This is a genomic window from Rhizobacter sp. Root1221 (assembly GCF_001425785.1).
Classification (GTDB): domain Bacteria; phylum Pseudomonadota; class Gammaproteobacteria; order Burkholderiales; family Burkholderiaceae_C; genus Rhizobacter.
In genome coordinates, this window is record NZ_LMDI01000034.1 from 122,888 (window position 1) to 140,584 (window position 17,697).

At 69.1% G+C, this 17,697-nt stretch carries 18 protein-coding genes; 11 read left to right on the forward strand and 7 right to left on the reverse strand.

Going from position 1 to position 17,697, the window contains the following annotated elements; all coding sequences use genetic code 11:
• Positions 1–7 precede the first annotated feature (7 nt).
• Complete coding sequence (hemB, locus tag ASC87_RS21440; protein ID WP_056667102.1) at positions 8–1,015, reverse strand: porphobilinogen synthase; 1,008 nt, start codon at positions 1,013–1,015, stop codon at positions 8–10.
• A gap of 443 nt (positions 1,016–1,458) precedes the next feature.
• Here hemB and ASC87_RS21445 point away from each other — a divergent pair, with 443 nt between their 5' ends.
• The 7 genes from ASC87_RS21445 to ASC87_RS21475 all read left to right on the forward strand — a co-directional run bounded on the left by ASC87_RS21445 (position 1,459) and on the right by ASC87_RS21475 (position 6,508).
• Positions 1,459–1,899, forward strand: coding sequence for a CopD family protein (locus tag ASC87_RS21445; RefSeq protein WP_056667105.1), 441 nt, complete (start codon positions 1,459–1,461; stop codon positions 1,897–1,899).
• Positions 1,900–1,906: 7 nt separating this feature from the next.
• Positions 1,907–3,076, forward strand: a complete 1,170-nt coding sequence (locus ASC87_RS21450; RefSeq protein WP_056667107.1) for a VanZ family protein — start codon at positions 1,907–1,909, stop codon at positions 3,074–3,076.
• Positions 3,077–3,085: 9 nt separating this feature from the next.
• Positions 3,086–3,412 carry a ferredoxin gene (locus ASC87_RS21455; RefSeq protein ID WP_056667111.1) on the forward strand — a complete coding sequence of 109 codons (327 nt, stop codon included), beginning with the start codon at positions 3,086–3,088 and terminating at the stop codon, positions 3,410–3,412.
• 2 nt (positions 3,413–3,414) lie between these two features.
• The gene (locus ASC87_RS21460) at positions 3,415–4,026 is read left to right on the forward strand and encodes an alpha/beta hydrolase (RefSeq protein ID WP_056667114.1); all 612 of its coding nucleotides are present in this window, start codon (positions 3,415–3,417) and stop codon (positions 4,024–4,026) included.
• 67 nt (positions 4,027–4,093) lie between these two features.
• The gene (locus ASC87_RS21465; RefSeq protein ID WP_056667118.1) at positions 4,094–5,278 is read left to right on the forward strand and encodes a D-alanyl-D-alanine carboxypeptidase family protein; all 1,185 of its coding nucleotides are present in this window, start codon (positions 4,094–4,096) and stop codon (positions 5,276–5,278) included.
• Between the two features lie 32 nt (positions 5,279–5,310).
• Positions 5,311–6,186, forward strand: a complete 876-nt coding sequence (locus ASC87_RS21470) for a D-amino acid aminotransferase (RefSeq protein WP_056667119.1) — start codon at positions 5,311–5,313, stop codon at positions 6,184–6,186.
• Positions 6,187–6,232: 46 nt separating this feature from the next.
• Complete coding sequence (locus tag ASC87_RS21475) at positions 6,233–6,508, forward strand: YbeD family protein (protein ID WP_056667124.1); 276 nt, start codon at positions 6,233–6,235, stop codon at positions 6,506–6,508.
• Between the two features lie 16 nt (positions 6,509–6,524).
• Here the strand turns inward: ASC87_RS21475 and ASC87_RS21480 are convergent, their stop codons facing one another.
• The 5 genes from ASC87_RS21480 to ASC87_RS21500 form a co-directional block, all read right to left on the reverse strand.
• On the reverse strand, positions 6,525–7,634 hold the full coding sequence (locus ASC87_RS21480; RefSeq protein WP_056667126.1) for a HupE/UreJ family protein: 1,110 nt from the start codon (positions 7,632–7,634) through the stop codon (positions 6,525–6,527).
• Positions 7,631–8,803: a hypothetical protein gene (locus tag ASC87_RS21485; protein WP_056667129.1), complete on the reverse strand. Its 1,173-nt coding sequence runs from the start codon at positions 8,801–8,803 to the stop codon at positions 7,631–7,633. Before ASC87_RS21485 ends, ASC87_RS21480 begins: the two co-directional genes overlap by 4 nt.
• A 60-nt stretch (positions 8,804–8,863) precedes the next feature.
• The gene (locus ASC87_RS21490) at positions 8,864–9,103 is read right to left on the reverse strand and encodes a hypothetical protein (protein ID WP_056667131.1); all 240 of its coding nucleotides are present in this window, start codon (positions 9,101–9,103) and stop codon (positions 8,864–8,866) included.
• A 10-nt stretch (positions 9,104–9,113) separates the two neighbouring features.
• Positions 9,114–10,652, reverse strand: coding sequence for a DUF4331 domain-containing protein (locus ASC87_RS21495; RefSeq protein WP_056667135.1), 1,539 nt, complete (start codon positions 10,650–10,652; stop codon positions 9,114–9,116).
• 90 nt (positions 10,653–10,742) lie between these two features.
• Positions 10,743–11,666 (reverse strand): LysR family transcriptional regulator, encoded by a 924-nt coding sequence (locus ASC87_RS21500; protein ID WP_056667138.1) that lies wholly within the window; start codon positions 11,664–11,666, stop codon positions 10,743–10,745.
• Positions 11,667–11,754: 88 nt separating this feature from the next.
• Here ASC87_RS21500 and metE point away from each other — a divergent pair, with 88 nt between their 5' ends.
• The 4 genes from metE to ASC87_RS21520 are packed head-to-tail and all read left to right on the forward strand — an operon-like array spanning position 11,755 to position 16,662.
• A complete protein-coding gene (gene metE / locus ASC87_RS21505; RefSeq protein ID WP_157604185.1) occupies positions 11,755–14,073 on the forward strand; it encodes a 5-methyltetrahydropteroyltriglutamate--homocysteine S-methyltransferase in 2,319 nt (772 codons plus the stop codon).
• 33 nt (positions 14,074–14,106) lie between these two features.
• Positions 14,107–14,781: a lipoyl(octanoyl) transferase LipB gene (gene lipB / locus ASC87_RS21510; RefSeq protein WP_056667146.1), complete on the forward strand. Its 675-nt coding sequence runs from the start codon at positions 14,107–14,109 to the stop codon at positions 14,779–14,781.
• Positions 14,782–14,806: 25 nt separating this feature from the next.
• Complete coding sequence (gene lipA / locus ASC87_RS21515) at positions 14,807–15,790, forward strand: lipoyl synthase (RefSeq protein ID WP_056667150.1); 984 nt, start codon at positions 14,807–14,809, stop codon at positions 15,788–15,790.
• A complete protein-coding gene (locus ASC87_RS21520) occupies positions 15,787–16,662 on the forward strand; it encodes a LysR substrate-binding domain-containing protein (RefSeq protein WP_056667152.1) in 876 nt (291 codons plus the stop codon). The genes lipA and ASC87_RS21520 overlap by 4 nt, the downstream gene beginning before the upstream one ends.
• 90 nt (positions 16,663–16,752) lie before the next feature.
• On the opposite strand, the gene ASC87_RS21525 is transcribed toward ASC87_RS21520, so the two are convergent.
• A complete protein-coding gene (locus ASC87_RS21525; protein WP_056667155.1) occupies positions 16,753–17,409 on the reverse strand; it encodes an FMN-dependent NADH-azoreductase in 657 nt (218 codons plus the stop codon).
• Between the last annotated feature and the right edge of the window lie 288 nt (positions 17,410–17,697).

The following is a 17,697-nucleotide window of genomic DNA, read 5'->3' on the forward strand; positions in this document are numbered from 1 at the left end:
CCCGGCGTCAGCCTTGCGCACGCAGCTGGCGGGCCGCGTCGAGGGCGAAGTACGTCAGCACGCCGTCGGCGCCGGCACGGCGGAACGCGAGGAGGCTTTCCATCATCACCGCGTCGTGGTCGAGCCAGCCGTTGGCGGCGGCCGCCTTCAGCATGGCGTACTCGCCGCTCACCTGGTACGCGAACGTGGGCACGCGGAACTCGTCCTTCACGCGGCGCACGATGTCGAGGTACGGCATGCCGGGTTTCACCATCACCATGTCGGCGCCCTCGGCGAGGTCGAGGGCCACCTCGCGCAACGCCTCGTCGGAGTTGCCCGGGTCCATCTGGTAGACCTTCTTGTTGCTCTTGCCCAGGTTGGCGGCCGAGCCCACGGCATCGCGGAACGGGCCGTAGAAGGCGCTCGCGTACTTGGCGCTGTACGCCATGATCTTCGTGTGGACGAGGCCGCGCGCCTCGAGTGCCGTGCGGATGGCTCCGATGCGGCCGTCCATCATGTCGCTGGGCGCGACGATGTCGACACCGGCCTCGGCCTGCACCACGGCCTGCTGCGCGAGCACCGCGACGGTTTCGTCGTTGAGGATGTAGCCGGTGGGGTCGAGCAGGCCGTCCTGGCCGTGCGACGTGAAGGGGTCGAGGGCCACGTCCGTCAAGACCCCGAGTTCGGGGAAACGCTTCTTCAGTTCACGAACCACCGTGGGCACGAGGCCTTCGGGGTTGGCGGCCTCGCGGCCGTCGTCGGTCTTGAGTGCCTTGTCGATGACCGGGAACAGCGCCATCACGGGAATGCCGAGCGAGACGCATTCCTCTGCGAGTGGCAACAGGCGGTCGAGGCTCAAGCGTTGCACCCCCGGCATGGAAGCCACGTCCTGCACCTGGTTCTGGCCCGCGAGCACGAACACCGGAAGGATCAGGTTGTTCGGATGCAGGCGATGTTCGCGCACCATCGCGCGAGTGAATTCGTCGCGGCGAAGGCGGCGCGGACGCGAGGCGGGGTAGGGCGGCGGGGTGTGCACGGCAGGTTCTTTGAAGCGATGTGTCGGGACCGGCGCAATCGATGCGACGGCATCAGGTCATAGTAGACATGTACGTGTATTCACGGGGCCTGTGGGCCGCTACAGCAGCGTCTTCATCTGCTAAAGTTGTCACTGAATGATAGCCGCAAGGTTGTCATTCCCTGCTTTTCCTCCCTGAGCAGGAGCCTTGCCGTGATGACAGCGATAAGGCTTTTCTGCCCCAGCCAATTGGCTGGGGCTTTTTTCTTTTCGGGCCCCGTTTTGCGTGTGCCGAAGCGCTGCTTGTGGCGGCTGCGCTGCACTTTGGGCAGCCTTCACCAAACTTTACGAACCACGTTCTCCCGCGGCGCTCCCTCCGCGCTTTCACTGTTCTTCGGTGAACTTTGGTTCACCCCGGGCGCCGCGCCGCGGCGGGCTTTTGCTGCACCGCCATAATCGCGTGGATGAGCAGCCTGTACTTGTGGGTCAAAGCCCTCCACCTGATCTTCGTCGCGAGCTGGTTCGCCGGCCTGTTCTACCTTCCGCGCCTCTTCGTAAACCTCTCGATGGTGCCCGCCGACAGCCACGCTGAACGCGAACGCCTCTTGTTGATGGCGCGCAAGCTCTACCGCTTCACGAGCATGCTGATGGTGCCCGCGCTGCTGCTTGGCCTGTGGCTCTGGCTCGGCTTCGGCATCGGCCGCGGGCCGGGCAACGGCTGGCTGCACGCCAAGCTGCTGCTGGTCGTGATGGCCATCGGTTACCACCACGCGTGCCGTTCGCTGCTGCGCAAGTTCGAGACGTTCGCGAACCAGCGCAGCGAGCGCTGGTTCCGGGTGTTCAACGAATCGGCCGTGCTGATCTTCGCGGCGACCGTCGTGCTGGTGATCGTCAAGCCGTTCTGAACGGGCCATGCCACCGCGCCACCGCAGTTCCGCCGCACCGCTGGCGCTGCTGTACGCGGCACTGATCGCGTACGCGAGCCTCTCGCCGTTCACCGGCTGGAGCGTGCCGGCCGGCGTGCAATGGTTCGGGTTCGGCCACCTGCCGTGGCCCCGCTACTGGACTGCGTTCGACGTGGTGTCGAACCTGATCGGCTACATGCCGCTCGGAGCATTGCTGTTCGGCGCCGTGGTGCGCAGCGGTGGGCGCACCGCCGTGGCCGTGGCGGCCGCGGTCGCGGGCGGCGCCGCGCTGTCGTTCGTGCTCGAGAGCCTGCAGAACTACCTGCCGCAGCGGGTGCCGTCCAGCCTCGACTGGGTGCTCAACGCGGGCGGCGCCGTGCTCGGGGTGCTGCCGGCGCTGGCCATCCATGCGCTCGGCGGGCTGGCGCGATGGCAGGCCGTGCGCGACCGCTGGTTCATCGACCGCAGCGCCGGCGGCATCGCGCTGCTGCTGTTGTGGCCGCTCGGGTTGCTGTTTCCCACTCCGGTGCCCTTCGGTGTGGGCCAGGTGCTGTTCCGGCTGCAAGAACTCGTGGCCGCGGCATTGGCCGACACCCCGTGGGAAGCCTGGGCCGATGGCTGGCTCACCGCGCAGGCATCGCTCACGCCGCTGTCGCGTGCCAATGAGTGGATGCTGGTGCTGCTGGGCCTGATGTCACCGATGCTCGTGGCTTTCACCGTGGTGCCGCCCGGCTGGCGGCGCATCGTGCTGGCGGCCGGCGCGGCCGTGCTGGGATTCGCGGCCACCACGTTGTCCACCGCGATGAACTTCGGCCCGCAGCACGCGCTGACCTGGCTCACCCCGCCCACGTTGCCCGGCCTGTTCACGGGGCTGGTGCTGGGCGTGGCGCTGTGGCGGCTGCCGCGCCGCGTGGCCGCCACGCTGGGCCTCATCACGCTGACCGCGTTGGTGCTGCGCGTGACCCAGGCACCCACCGACCCCTACTTCGCCGAAAGCCTGTTCGCGTGGGAGCAGGGGCGTTTCATCCGCTTCCACGGCGCCGCGCAATGGGTGGGCTGGCTGTGGCCCTACGCGGCGCTGGCCTACCTGTTCGGCCGTGTCACGGCACGCGAACAGCCTCCCGGTCCGCAACCCGGAAATAAGCCGGAACTGCCGGCGGGCGGCCCCAGTCCGTAGAATCCGGGGATGACCTATTTCAAGCGTCACATCTTCTTCTGCCTGAACCAGCGGGACAACAACGAAGCCAGCTGCGGGGACCACAACCCCCAGGCCGCCTTCGACCACTGCAAGAAACTCGTCAAGAACGAGCGCCTGGCCGGGCCCGGCGGTGTGCGGGTCAACAAGTCCGGCTGCCTCGATCGGTGCGCGGGCGGTCCCGTGGCCGTGGTGTACCCCGAGGCCGTCTGGTACACCTTCGTCGACAACAGCGACATCGACGAGATCGTCGAGTCCCATCTCAAGAACGGCGTCGTCGTCGAGCGGCTCGTGCTGCCCGACTCGGTCGGCCGCTGACCATGCCCACCTCCCGTCGCCTCACCATGCCCGGCCCCAGCGGGGCCCTCGAAGTCGTCATCGACACTCCCGACGGCACGCCGCGCGGCGTGGCCGTCGTGTGCCATCCGCACCCGCTGCAGGGCGGCACGCTCGACAACAAGGTGGCGGCCACGTTGGCGCGTGCCTTCGTGCAGCTCGGTTATCGCGCCGTGCGCCTGAACTTTCGCGGCGTGGGCGCCTCAGAAGGCGAGTGGGATGAAGGCCGGGGCGAGGTGGATGACGCGCTGGCCGTGATCGCGGCACACCGGGACCCGGCGTTGCCACTGGCACTGGCCGGTTTTTCGTTCGGGGGGTTCGTGGCGTCACAAGCGGCCTCGATGCTTCCCGAAGGCCAGAAGGCCATCGGCCTCGTGCTGGTGGGCCCGTCCACGCAAAAGCAGAAGGTGCCGGCCGTGCCGGAAGGCACGCTCGTGATCCACGGCGAGGCCGACGACGTGGTGCCGCTGTCGGCCACGCTCGACTGGGCGCGGCCGCAGGCCCTGCCGGTGGTCGTGATCCCGGGCGCCGGCCATTTCTTCCATGGGCAGCTGCCGCTGCTCAAGACCCTGGTGGTGCGCGGCTGGCCGCATTGAGCGTGCCGCCGCACCCCGTTTGCGGCCGCAAGGCTGCCCCCGATTTTTCGCTGAACTGCTCCACCTCATGAAAAGAACGTTTGCCCTGCTCCTGGCCCTCTGCTTCGCCGCCGCCTCTGCCTTCGCGCAGATGCCGGCCCCGCCCGAAGTGGCCGCCAAGAGCTACATCCTGCTCGACCTGACCACCGGGCAGACGCTCGCCGAACGCGAGGCCGATGCCCCGGCCGACCCGGCGTCGCTCACGAAGCTGATGACGGCCTACGTCGTGTTCGCCGCCATCCGCGAACACAAGCTCACGCTCGAGCAGACGCTGCCGGTGTCCACCCGCGCGTGGGAAGAGCGCAAGGGCGGCGGTTCGCTGATGTTCGTGGAGCCGCGCATGACCCCGAAGGTCTCGGACCTGCTGCGCGGCATGATCGTCAACTCGGGCAACGACGCGTCGGTGGTGCTCGCCGAAGGCGTGGCCGGCACGGTCGACCAGTTCGTGGGCATGATGAACCGGCAGGCGCAGGCCTTCGGCCTGAAGAACACATCGTTCAAGAACGTCACGGGCCTCACCGAGCCGGGCCACCAGAGCACCGCGCGTGACCTGGCCGTGACCGCGGCCCGCATCATCAGCGACTTCCCCGAGTTCTACCCCATCTACTCCACCCGCAAGTACCGCTACGAAGGTTCGCCCGCGTCGAACGAGAACAACCGCAACGTGCTGCTGCTGCGCGACCCGAGCGTCGACGGCATGAAGACCGGCTACACGTCGGCGGCCGGCTACTGCCTCGTGGCGTCGGCCCAGCGTGATTTCCCCAACCTGGGCGCCAACGGCAGCGCCGGCGGCAAGCGCCGCCTGCTGAGCGTGGTGCTGAACGCCGCCTCCATGGACGCCCGCGCCAACGAAAGCCAGAAGCTGCTGAACTGGGGCTTCCAGGCCTTCGACACCGTGCGCCTGTTCGAGGCCCAGCGCGCGCTGGCCACCGTGCCGGTCTGGAAGGGCAAGGCCAACGAGGCCAAGCTCGGCGCCGCCGGCGCGGTGTTCGCCAGCGTCCCGAAGGGCGAGGGCGCGAAGCTGCAGACGAAGATCGAGCGCACCGATCCGCTGGTGGCCCCGCTCGCCAAGGGCCAGAAGGTCGGCATGGTGCGTGTGACCACCGCTGGCGGTGCCAAGGTGGCCGAACGGCCGCTCGTGGTGCTCGAGGGGGTCGAAGAAGCCGGGATCCTGGGTCGGGCCTGGGATGCGCTTCGCCTCTGGATCAAGTAACCTGCAAAGTCCCACCCGTCGCCGGAGGCGCCATGCATGCGATTCCTGACAGCCTGTGCTACCTGAACGGTGAGTACGGGGCCCTGCGTGACACCAAGGTCTCGGTCCTCGACCGCGGCTTCCTGTTCGGCGACGGCATCTACGAGGTGCTGCCGGTCTACAACCGGCGCATCTTCCGCTTCGACGAACACATGGCCCGCCTGTCGCGGGGGCTCGGCAAGGTCCGCATCCCGAACCCGCTGGAACCGGCCCAATGGCTCGCCACTGCCCGGCGGCTGATCGAGGCGCAGGCTGCGGACGACCAGTTGCTGTACCTGCAGGTCACCCGGGGCGTGGCCCCCCGCGAACACGCGATGCCGGCCGACGTGGAACCCACCGTCTTCATGATGGTCAACCCCATGAAGGCCCCCACGCCCGACCAGCGGCGCCAGGGGGTGGCCTGTGTCACCGCTCGCGACTTCCGCTGGGAGCGGGGTGACCTCAAGTCCATCTCGCTGCTGGGCAACGTGCTGGCACGGCAGATGTCGGCCGACCACGGTGCCACCGAAACCATCCTGTTCCGCGACGGGTTCCTCACCGAGGCGTCCGGCAGCAACGTGTGGATTGCCTCGGAGGGCGCACTGCTGGGCCCGCCGAAGAGCGAACACCTGCTCGAAGGCATCCGCTACGACCTGCTGCGCGAGCTGTGCGAGGAGGTGGGCATCGCCTACAACCTGCGCCCCATCTCGGAGGCCGAGGTGCTGGCCGCCGACGAGGTGATGCTCAGTGCCACCAGCAAGGAACTGCTGCCCGTCACGCGCATCGACGGTGAACTGGTGGGCCACGGTGCGCTGCGCGGCAAGCCGGGGCCGGTGTATGGCCGGCTGTACGAGGCCTACCAGAAGGCCAAGCTCGCGCAGTCCATCTGATTGAAACCGGGGGCGGCGCCCCCATGTGCCCTGGATGAGTTCTCCGATGCAAGACATTCCGCCCGAGCAATCGCTCATCGAGTACCCGTCCCGGTTCCCCATCAAGGTGATGGGCCTGAACGTGGACGGTTACGTCAACGCCATCACGCAGATCGCCGAGCGGTTCGACCCCACGTTCGATGCCAGCACCGTGGAGCTGCGGCCCAGTTCGGGCAACAAGTACCTTGGTGTCACCATCACCATCACGGCCACCAGCCGCGAACAGCTCGACGAGTTGTACCGCACGCTGACCACGCATCCCCTCGTGCGCACCGTCCTTTGACGGAACTGCATCGACACTAGAGGTCGAACGCACGCTCGGTGAACCACGCCAGCGCGAGCAGCGCGGCGGCGAGGGATCCGGCGGGCAGCAGCCCGCGGCGGTAGAACAGCGTGTGGCGCAGCCCCCAGACGGCCGGCAGGAACAGGGCCACGATCGCGAGCTGCCCCGCCTCGACGCCGAGGTTGAAGGCCAGCAACGAGGCCGCGAGCGAACCGTCGGCCAGGCCGATGGCCTTCAACGCGCCGGCAAAACCGAAGCCGTGCACCAGGCCGAACACGAACGTGATCTTCCAGCGGCCATCCCGCACCACCGGCACCAGGTTGTTCGCGGCCGCCAGCACCACGCTGGCCGCGATCAGTGATTCAACCCAGCGCGACGGCGGGTCGACCACCCCGAACACCGCGAGGCCGAGGGTGATCGAATGGGCCGCCGTGAACGCGGTCACCACCTTCAGCACGTCGAGCACCACCGGCCGCCAGGCGCGTGCCGCCGTCCAGCCCGGGGGCGTGCGCACGAGCACCGCGGGCAGCAGCAGCGTCAGCAGGAACAGCACGTGGTCGGCGCCGATCAGGATGTGGTGGACGCCTTCCAGGAACAGGCTCATCGGCCAGCCGGAGGGCGTACCCGCGTCGGCCAGCACGCGCCGGCCGGCACCTGGCACCAGCACCTGGTGGCCATCTTGCCCGTCGAGTTGCCAGCGCACGATGCCGCGGTGCATGAGGTCGGTGGAGGCAAACAGCCGGTAGTCGGCTTCGAGCCGGTGCACGGCACCCGGGCAGCGCCACGTGCGGGTCAGCACCGCGTAGCGGCCGCCGCCGTGCTCGTCGAGGGCCGGGGTGCCGGCAGCCTCGGCGCCACACATGCGGCCGTCGGCCGTGAGCGTCAGGCCTTCCGCCGCGAGCCTGTCGATGTCGGCCCACCGTGACAGCACCTCGTGCCATTGCAGCAGGCCGTCGTTGTCGGTGTCGAGTGCGAGGTCGCGCTCGAGGTCGCGCAGCGCGACGTCCATCCGTTGTGTGACGGTGTCCCCCGACACGGTGAGCCACACGTAGGCGTCGCTCGCCTGGTGCGACACCGCGAGGCCGGGCAGCAGCAATGCGGCCGCCAACAGCAGGCGGGCGATCATGGCTGCCTCCGCGCGGCGTCGAGCCGCACGTCCCGGTACCCGGTGGCCGACACGAACCGCCACACCGGCGCGGCGGCCGCGGGTTGGCCTGCCGCCGCCGCCGCCCGCACCAGCAGCAGCGCGTCGGCCGGTTCCTTCTGCACGGCCCAGTTCGCCACCGCGAGAGGCAGCGCGGCGGGGGCGTCGCCGCGCACGTCCAGTTCGAAGCGGGCCTGCTCGCGTTGGTGGGTGGTCTCCTCGCGCACCTGGGCGGCCCGGAACCGCTCGGCCAGCGTGCGGGCCGCCGTGTTGGCCCGCGGGTCACCGGCGCGGCGCCACGCGATGGCCAGCCGCAGCAGCAACGCGTCGGCATCCTCGCGGCCGGCCAGCAGCGTGGCCACGTCGGCCGCACGATCGTGGGCGAGCAGCCAGTCGGCCAGCGCGGCCTGGGTGTAGACGTCGGGGTCCGCGCCCAGGGCCGTTCGGTACAGCGCGCCGGCCGACGAGTCTCCCGTGCGTTCGGCCAGTTCGGCGCGCACGAGGTTCACCCATCGGCGGGTGGTGTCATCGGCGGTGTCCCGTGCCACCGCGGCGAGCTGGGTGGCTGCGGCCACGGGGTCACCGCGCAGGCTCGCGAGTTCGGCGCGGCACACACGCGCATGGTGGACGAGCGCCGGCGCGAGGCGCGGCAGCTGGCCGCACGCCGCACCGGCTTCCGCCCAGCGGCCGGTCACCTGCAACACCGTGGTGCGCGTGAGCGCCGCCTGCGCACGCACGTCCATCGGGATGCCGGGCGCGGCCACCAGCGTGTCGAGGTCGCGCAACGCCACGTCGAAGCGGTGCTGGCCCTGCAGCACCATGGCCCGCAGCAGGCGCGCCGCGGGCGGTGGGTCGGGCAACGGCCACCACGGGGCCAGCGCGGCCTGGGCCTCGCCCAGCTCGCGCGGGTCACCCGAGCGGCGGGCCCGTTGCAGCGCGGCGCGGGCGGCCGACACGGCCACCGGCAGGTTCGCGGGCTGGGCGATCCGTTGGCTCCGCAATGCGCGCTGGACCGCACGTTCGGCAGGAAGCAGGAGGCGGGACGGCAGGCGTTCAACCACCTCGGTGTCGCCGGCCGGCACGAACGGCGCGGCCGCCGCGAGGGTGGATGCGAGCGCGCAGGCGAATGCGGCCAGGGCGTGGGGGCGCATGGCAGGCTCCTCGAAAAGGTTGCGTTCCGGGGCGCATGGCCCCGGAGGGAGGGAGGTCGGTCAGTCGAAGTCGACCGGGTCCGCGGTGTCGCTGGTGGGTGGCGCATCGGCCATCGCGAGGCTCAACGCGTCGGCGGCGTCGTCCACCGCGCGCACCATCGCCTGCGTGTAGGCCACGTAGGCATCGGACGAGCGGGTGGCGGACGCTGGCACTTCGGTGTCGGCAACCACCGGGTCGGATCCGCCACCACCGCACGCGGACAGCAAGGCCACAAGGGCCAGGGGCAGCATGTGCTTCATGGTGCGCTCCTCACTTCGTGCCGCCGACCGGCGTCGCGAGGTACGGGAACCCGGCGAGCAGCGGCACCACGGCCTGGTCCACCGCGTCGTGCAGCTTGAACGCCGTCTCCTTCAGCGGCACGGCCGAGGGCTTGCAGGCCGCGCCGAACTCGAGCGCATCGGTGTCTCCGTTGGCCATGCACAGTCCACCCATCACCGCCACGAGCGAGATGTCGACCACGTCGTCCTTCGGGCGGCGGCCGTTCGGGAACCCGGCGTTGTCGTTGCCGCCGGCCAGCAGGTTGCCCACCACGCCCAGCCGGTTCTGCTGCGCAAAGGCCACCGGGGCGATCGCGGTGTTGAGTCGGAGCATCTCGGAGGCCACCACCCGGGCTGGTTGGTTGACGCCCTTGATGCCGGTCAGGAACGTGGTGACGAGGTCCGTGCGCGGGTAGTTCGTGGGGGCGGCGTTGGGCAGCGCGAGCGCGATCTCGATGAGTTTCGGCAACGTCGGGTTGGTCACGTACGTGGCGAACTGGGCATCGTCCTTCGGCTTCGAGCCGTTGAAGCGGTCCTTGTCCCTCAACCCGATCAGCACCTCGTTGACGAGGGGCATGCCGAGGCGCGACACCTGTGTCCACGCGCCCCCGGTCTTTTCGGTGGCCTGGTGGCCCGGCTTCGGCGTGGGGTCGAGCAGGCGTGCCTGGCGCAGGCTCGCGGTGGTCCAGCCGCCGATGACCGGCTCCCCCTGGGCCACGAGGCACGACGTGGGCACCTCGAGCGCGAGCGTCGTGATGTTCTTGTCGTCGATCGTGTTGGGCACCGCGCCGATCAGCGTCGGGTCGGTGATGGTGGCCACCGGGGCGTTGACCAGGTCGAAGATGGTGCCGAGGTTGACCGCGAACGGGTCCTTGCGCTGCCCCACGAACACCTTGCCCGGTGTGCCACAGCCCGGGATGTTGACGGCGTGGACGTGTCTGGCGGCATACGCCGGGTAGTCCGGGATCGTCTTCACCCCGATGTTGTCGACCGGCTTGTCGAACGTGGTGGCACCGTTGGCCGCGTTGCTCAGGAGCGCCACGTTGCCGCGGCGGCGGTCGCCTCGCATGATCCCCACCGTGAAGGTTTCGGCGATGTTCAGGTTGGCATCCTTCACGCCCGAGACCGCGCCCGCCTGCACGAGCGGGATCGCGACGTTGCGGTCACCCACCGGCAGCGCCACGCCATGGCCATTGGCGGCCAGCGTGTTCCTGAAGCGGAACTGGAAGGTGATGTCTTCCTGGCCGTCGCCGGTGTTGTCGATGTGGATCTCGTACAGCGCGTTGGGGTCCATCGCGAAGTAGTTCGGTCCGCCGTAGGCGTCCTGCAGCGGCTGGTAGTTCGCGATCAGCGTGACGTAGCCGGTGCGGTTCGCCTCGTAGCTGCGGAACATGTAGAAGTCGGTGGCATCGACCTTGGGTGACGTGGTGATGAACGGCGCCTCGCGGTGGCTGGACGCGTGGACCACCCCGCAGACTGACAACGCCGCGGCCGCCGCGAGCGGGGCCGCGCGGAAAAGTGATGAGGTCATGGGAACTCCTGGCTGGTGATGGGCGTCGGCCTGTGCCGACCTCCATCCCCTACGCAGGTGGTTCGCGGGTGGATGCGCCTGTTTCAACCATCACAGCAAGGTCACGCCACCCAGCGTGCGCAGCGAGGTCTCGCGCATCACGCGCACGAAGTCAGCCACGTACGCCAACCCGGCGAGCCGGGCCGGGGTGGCGGCGTACAGCCGGCCGGTGAGGCCCTCGGCGCCGATGCGCTGGCTCGCCACGTAGCCGCGGTCGAGGTACCCCTTGACCGCCCACAGCGGCAGCGCCGCGAACCCGCGCTGGCTCGCCACGAGTTGCAGCATGGCCACCGTCAGCTCGCTCGTGCGGCGCGGCGGGGTCACGCCGGCCGGTTGCAGCACGCGGCGCACGAGGTCGAGCATCTCGTCGGGCACCGGGTAGGTGATCAGCGTCTGCTCGGCGAAGTCCTGGGCGTCGAGCCAGGGCTTGCCGAGGAGTGCGTGGCCGTTGGGCAGCAACGCGACGATCTCGAAGCTGAAGAGCGGGTGGAACGTCACGCCGGCTTCTGCCGAGTCCAGCTCGGACACGATGGCCAGTTCGGCGCGGTCCTGGTGCAGCAGCCCCACGGGGTCGGCCTGGAAGCCCGACACGATGTCGAGCTCCACCTCGGGCCAGCGCGCACGGAACGCGTCCATCGCCGGCATCAGCCAGTCGAAGCAGGTGTGGCATTCCACCGCGATGCGCAGCGCACCGGCGGCGCCGGACACCAGGCGGCTCACGTCGCGTTCAGCCTCGTCCACCTGCGGCAGCACCGCATCGGCCAGCCGCAGCAGCCGCTGGCCGGCCACGGTGAACGCCACCGGGTTCGACTTGCGCTCGAACAGCGGTGTGCCGTAGTGGTCCTCGATCAGCTTGATCTGGTACGACAGCGCCGACTGCGTCAGGTTCAGCAACTGCGCTGCGCGCGACAGGTTGCCTGCCTCGCGCAGCGCGTGGAAGGTTTTCAGGTGGCGGAGTTCGAGGGGTGAGGCCATGAATAAAACTCCTGGTGATCCTGAAAAATATCCGTTTGATTCATGAATCAAGTCTGTCGATGATAACAATTCATCGATACAGGGATTCATCGTGATCAAGATTCATACATTGGGCTTCCCGCGCATGGGCGCACAACGCGAGCTGAAGTTCGCGCTCGAACGCCACTGGAAGGGCGAAACCGATGCCGCCACGCTCGAGCAGGTGGGCCGTGACCTGCGTGCACGCCACTGGGCGCTGCAGCGCGATGCCGGTCTGGACTTCGTCACCGTGGGTGACTTCGCCTACTACGACCACGTGGCCAACCACGTGCAGCTGTTCGGCTGCGAGCCGGCCCGTTTCGGCTTCGACGGCACCGAACCGGCGCTCGCCCGCTACTTCACGATGGCCCGCGGCGTGGCGTCCGAACACGTGCATGGCGACGGCTGCGGCTGCGGCGCGGGCCCCGAGGGCGGCACGCACGCGCTCGAGATGACCAAGTGGTTCGACACGAACTACCACTACCTCGTGCCCGAGTTCCACCCGGAAACCGCGTTCCGCCTGGCGTCCGCGCGGCTGCTGGACGAGGTGGCCGAGGCCCGGGCGCTGGGCCACACCGTCAAGCCGGTGCTGCTGGGCCCGCTGAGTTTCCTGTGGCTGGGCAAGGAAAAGGTCGCGGGTTTCGACCGCCTGGACCTGCTCGACACCCTGCTGCCCGTGTACAACGAGTTGCTCGCCCAACTGGCGGCCGCCGGGGTCGAGTGGGTGCAGGTGGACGAACCCATCCTCGGCCTGGACCTGCCCGGCGCCTGGGCGCTGGCGTTCGAACGCGCGTACCACGCCCTGAAGACCGCCAAGGTCTCGTTGCTGCTTGCCACCTACTTCTCGCCGCTCGAGGACCACATCAGCCTCGCGTGCAAGCTGCCGGTGGCGGGCTTGCACGTGGACGCGGTGCGTGCCGGGCGTGAACTGCAGGCCGTGCTCGACTGGCTGCCGGCCCACAAGCAGCTGTCGGTGGGCATCGTCGACGGCCGCAACATCTGGCGCACCGACCTCGATCGCGCGTTCGACCAGCTGCGCCCGGCCCTCGAACGCCGTGGTGGCAACCTGTGGATCGCCCCGTCGTGCTCGCTGCTGCACGTGCCGCTGTCGTTGGCGCAGGACCCGTCGCTCGACGCCGAGCTGCGCAGCTGGCTCGCCGGGGCCACCGAAAAGCTGGCCGAACTGAACGTGATCCGCCACGCGCTGCGTGACGGCGAGGGGGAGGTGCGCAAGGCGCTGTTCGCGGCCCGCGCCGCCGTGGCCGCCCGTGCCCACAGCAGCCGTGTCAAGAACCCGGCCGTGGCCCAGCGCATCGCCGCGTTGCCCGCCGATGCCGACCGCCGCCCGCAGGCGTTCCCGGAGCGCCAGGCGCTGCAACGCCGCCGCTTCCAGCTGCCCGACTACCCCACCACCACGATCGGCTCGTTCCCGCAGACCGCCGAGATCCGTGCCGCACGGGCGGCGTTCAAGCGCAAGGCGCTCGACGAGGGCGCGTACCGTGACGCGATGAAACGCGAGATCGCCCACGCGGTGGCGAAGCAGGAGGAACTCGACATCGACGTGCTCGTGCACGGCGAGGCCGAACGCAACGACATGGTCGAGTACTTCGGCGAACAGCTCGAAGGCTTTGCGTTCACCGGCAACGGCTGGGTGCAGTCGTACGGCTCGCGCTGTGTGAAACCGCCGGTGCTGTTTGGCGACGTGTCGCGCCCGAACGCGATGACGGTCGAATGGACCGCCTACGCCCAGGGCCTCACGAAACGCCCCATGAAGGGCATGCTCACGGGCCCCATCACGATCCTGCAGTGGTCGTTCGTGCGCGACGACCAGCCCCGCGCCGACACCGCGCTGCAGATCGCCTTGGCCATCCGCGACGAGGTGGTGGACCTGGAAACCGCCGGCATCGGCATCATCCAGATCGACGAACCGGCCATCCGCGAAGGCCTGCCGTTGCGCCGGGCCCAATGGCAGGCGTACCTCAAGTGGGCGGCACGGGCGTTCCGCGTGTCCGCGAGCGGCGTGGGGGACGCGACGCAGATCCACACCCACATGTGCTATTCCGAGTTCAACGACATCCTGCCGGAAATCGCCGCGATGGATGCCGACGTCATCACCATCGAGACGAGCCGGTCCGACATGGAACTGCTGCGCGGGTTCGGTGACTTCAAGTACCCGAACGAGATCGGCCCGGGTGTCTACGACATCCACTCGCCCCGGGTGCCGTCGGCCGACGAGATGCTGCGCCTGATGAAAAAGGCCGGATCGGTGATCCCGCCCGCCAACCTGTGGGTGAACCCGGACTGCGGCCTCAAGACCCGCGGCTGGCCGGAGACCGAGGCGGCGCTGCGCAACATGGTGACCGCGGCCAAGCAGCTCCGGGCCGGCTGAAGCGCGGGTGTCGCGGGCAGGGGAGAATCGGGGATGCCCGACTCCCTCCCGCTGCTGCGCCACCTCGGCCGCGTCGACTACGCCCCGACGCTCGACGCGATGCGTACCTTCACCGAGACCCGCACCACCGACACCCCTGACGAGATCTGGTTGTGCGAACACCCGCCGGTCTATACCCAGGGTGTGGCGGGCCTGCCCAGCCACGTGCTGGACGCCGCCGGCATCCCGGTGGTGCAGACCAACCGGGGCGGGCAGGTGACCTACCACGGCCCGGGGCAAGTGGTCGCTTACCCCCTGATCGACCTGCGCCGGCTGGGTATCTTCGTCAAGGAGTATGTGTACCGGCTGGAGCAGGCGGTGCTCAAGACGCTCGAGACGCTCGACATCACCGGCCACCGGGTGCCCGGCGCCCCGGGCATCTACGTGAACCTCGCCGACCCAGCCGGCCACGCCGCGCTCAGCTGGCCCCGGCCCGACACCTTCGCCGGCCTCGGCAAGGTGGCCGCGCTGGGCATCAAGGTGAGCCGGCACTGCACTTACCACGGGGTGGCACTCAATGTCGACATGGACCTGAAGCCCTTTTCGGGCATCAACCCGTGCGGTTACGCCGCCCTGCAAACGGTCGACTTGGCTACACTGGGCGTCCGCACCGACTGGCCGACCGTTGCACAACGATTGGGCGACCGTCTCGTGTCTCACCTGAGCTGAACGGCTCCATCCCGAAGCTTCATCGATGTCGTCCGATTCCACGCTGACCCCCCCTTCCGCCTACGACGCCTCTGCCAAACAGAAGGCGCAGGCCAAGACCGCGCGCATCCCCATCAAGATCGTGCCGGCCGAACAGCTGAAGAAGCCCGACTGGATCCGCGTGAAAGCCGGTTCGCCCAGCACCCGCTTCTACGAGATCAAGAAGATCCTGCGCGAGCACAACCTGCACACCGTGTGCGAGGAAGCGTCGTGCCCCAACATCGGTGAATGTTTCGGCGGCGGCACGGCCACGTTCATGATCATGGGCGACAAGTGCACCCGCCGTTGCCCGTTCTGCGACGTGGGCCACGGCCGCCCCGACCCGCTCGACGTCAACGAACCCGCCAACCTCGCGAAAACCATCGCCGCGCTGAAGCTCAACTACGTGGTGATCACCAGCGTCGACCGCGACGACCTGCGCGACGGGGGGGCCGGCCACTTCGTCGAATGCATCCGCCAGGTGCGCGAGCTGTCGCCACGCACCCGCATCGAGATCCTCACGCCCGACTTCCGTGGCCGCATGGACCGCGCGCTCGAGATCCTGAAGGCCGCGCCGCCCGACGTGATGAACCACAACCTCGAGACCGCGCCGCGCCTGTACAAGGAAGCGCGCCCGGGGTCCGACTACGCCTACTCGCTGAACCTGCTGAAGCGCTTCAAAGAATTCGCACCGCACGTGCCCACCAAGAGCGGCATCATGGTGGGCCTGGGCGAAACCGACGAGGAAATCCTCCAGGTCATGCGCGACATGCGCGAGCACGGCATCGACATGCTCACCATCGGTCAATACCTGGCCCCGAGCGGCCACCACCTGCCGGTGCGCCGCTACGTGCACCCCGACACCTTCAAGATGTACGAGGAAGAGGCCCACAAGATGGGCTTCACGCATGCCGCCATCGGCGCCATGGTGCGGTCCAGCTACCACGCCGACAAGCAGGCCGAACACGCCGGGGTCGAGATCGGCGGTTGAACCGTCCCCGGCTGCCACCGCTGAACGCGCTGCGCGCGTTCGAAGCGGCGGCGCGCCACCGGAGCATCAAGGACGCGGCGGCCGAGTTGTTCGTCACGCCCGCGGCCGTCAGCCACCAGGTGCGTCACCTCGAACGCTGGGTGGGCCACAAGCTGTTCGACCGCCAAGGCAACACGCTCGCACCCACCCCCCACGGCGAACGGCTGTTTCCGATGCTGAAGGACAGCTTCGACCGCATGGCCAGCGCCGTCGCCGACCTGCACCGTGACGGCCACACGCTCACGCTGTCGGTCACCCCGGCCTTTGCCACCCGCCTGCTGGTGCCCCGGTTGGCCGAGTTCCGTGCGGCCGAGCCGGACCTGGTGCTGACGGTGATGGCCACCGACCGCGTGCTCGACCTGCGCAAGGCCGAGGCCGACGTGGCGGTGCGTTACGGTGCCGAACGCGCGCGGCCGCACCGGTCCCAGGTGCTGTACCGCGACCAGTACCTGGCGCTGGCGTCCCCCGAGTGGCGCGCGCGTCACCCCGCGCAAGGCACCCTCGCGCACACCGACCTGCTCGGCTTCACCTGGCACAACCCCGGGCTGCTGGGCCCCACATGGACCCAGTGGTTTGCCGCGGCTGGCCTGCCCGCGCCGGGACCCACCACGTCGTTCACGGAAGAGAGCCACGCCATCCAGGCGGCGGTGGCCGGGGCCGGGGTGGTGCTCGCCAGTTCGGTGCTGGCCGGGCCCGACCTGCGAGCCGGGCGGCTCGTCCAGGTGCACGGGCAGGTGCTGCCCGGCCTCGCCTTCCATGCGGAATTCGTGGCCGACCACCCGCAGCGTGCGGCGATCGACCGCGTGGTCGCGTGGCTGGCCGGCCTGGCCTAGTGCAGTGTTTCACGCTATGCGGCACTTATGGGTCCGCGCAAATCCGCTGGCCCATAAGCACCGCATAGCGTGAAACACTGCACAACCCGGTCAGCGTGCGGCCATCAGCCGCGCCACCAGGGCCAGCACGTCGGCGTGCGCCTGGGCCACCGACGTGTCGTGCCGGTGGTCCTTGAATTCCTGGTATTCGATCGCCACCGTGTGGTGGTCCGGGGGGGCCACACCCCAGTAGTGCGCACAGGCCGCGAGGTGGGGATCGAGTGCGTTCAGGTGCGCGCGGGGGCCACCTGGCGCAAAACCGAACTCGCCACGGGACGACAGCACCACGAGTACCTTGCCGTGCAGCATCGGTTCGATCGGCACGTCGCCTCGCGCGAGGTCGAACGAAAACGTGCGGCCGATGCGGGCGGTCTGGTCCACCCACGCCTTCAGCGCCGCGGGCATGCCGTAGTTGTACATGGGCGCGCCCATCACGATCACGTCCGCGGCGGCCACTTCGTCGATCAGGCGGTCGGACAACACCAGCCGCTCGTGCATCGCCGGCGTGCGGGCCTCGGCTGGTGTGAAGGCCGCGGCGATCCACGCGGTGTCGATCGGAGGGACCGGGTCGCGGGAAAGGTCGCGGGTGATGAGCTCGTCCTGCGGGCGCCGGGCCCGCCACGCGTCGAGGAAACCGCGGACGAGGCGGCGGGTGTGGGAGCGCTCCAGGGGCTGGGCGCTGGCATCGAGTTGCAGCAGGGTGGTCATGGCGGGGACTCGGGAAACGATGAGGAGTCCCGAGGTTAGGCAGCGGCGCCACGGCGGCCAAACGGGAAATTCTTGCGGCGCGCCTGAGGTTTTTTCACACCGCCCAGGGCCGCGGGCCACGGCGTGCGCTGCTGACGCAAGCTGCTTGTCACCTATTTATCCATCCGGATACAAAGCGGAGACAGGCGGGATACGGCGCTTGCCAACAATGCGACGCTGGGGGTGGGGTGGGCCATCGCGGCGACAATTCGTTCACGAAGGTGTGTCCACCGGGCCACGTTCGTCAGC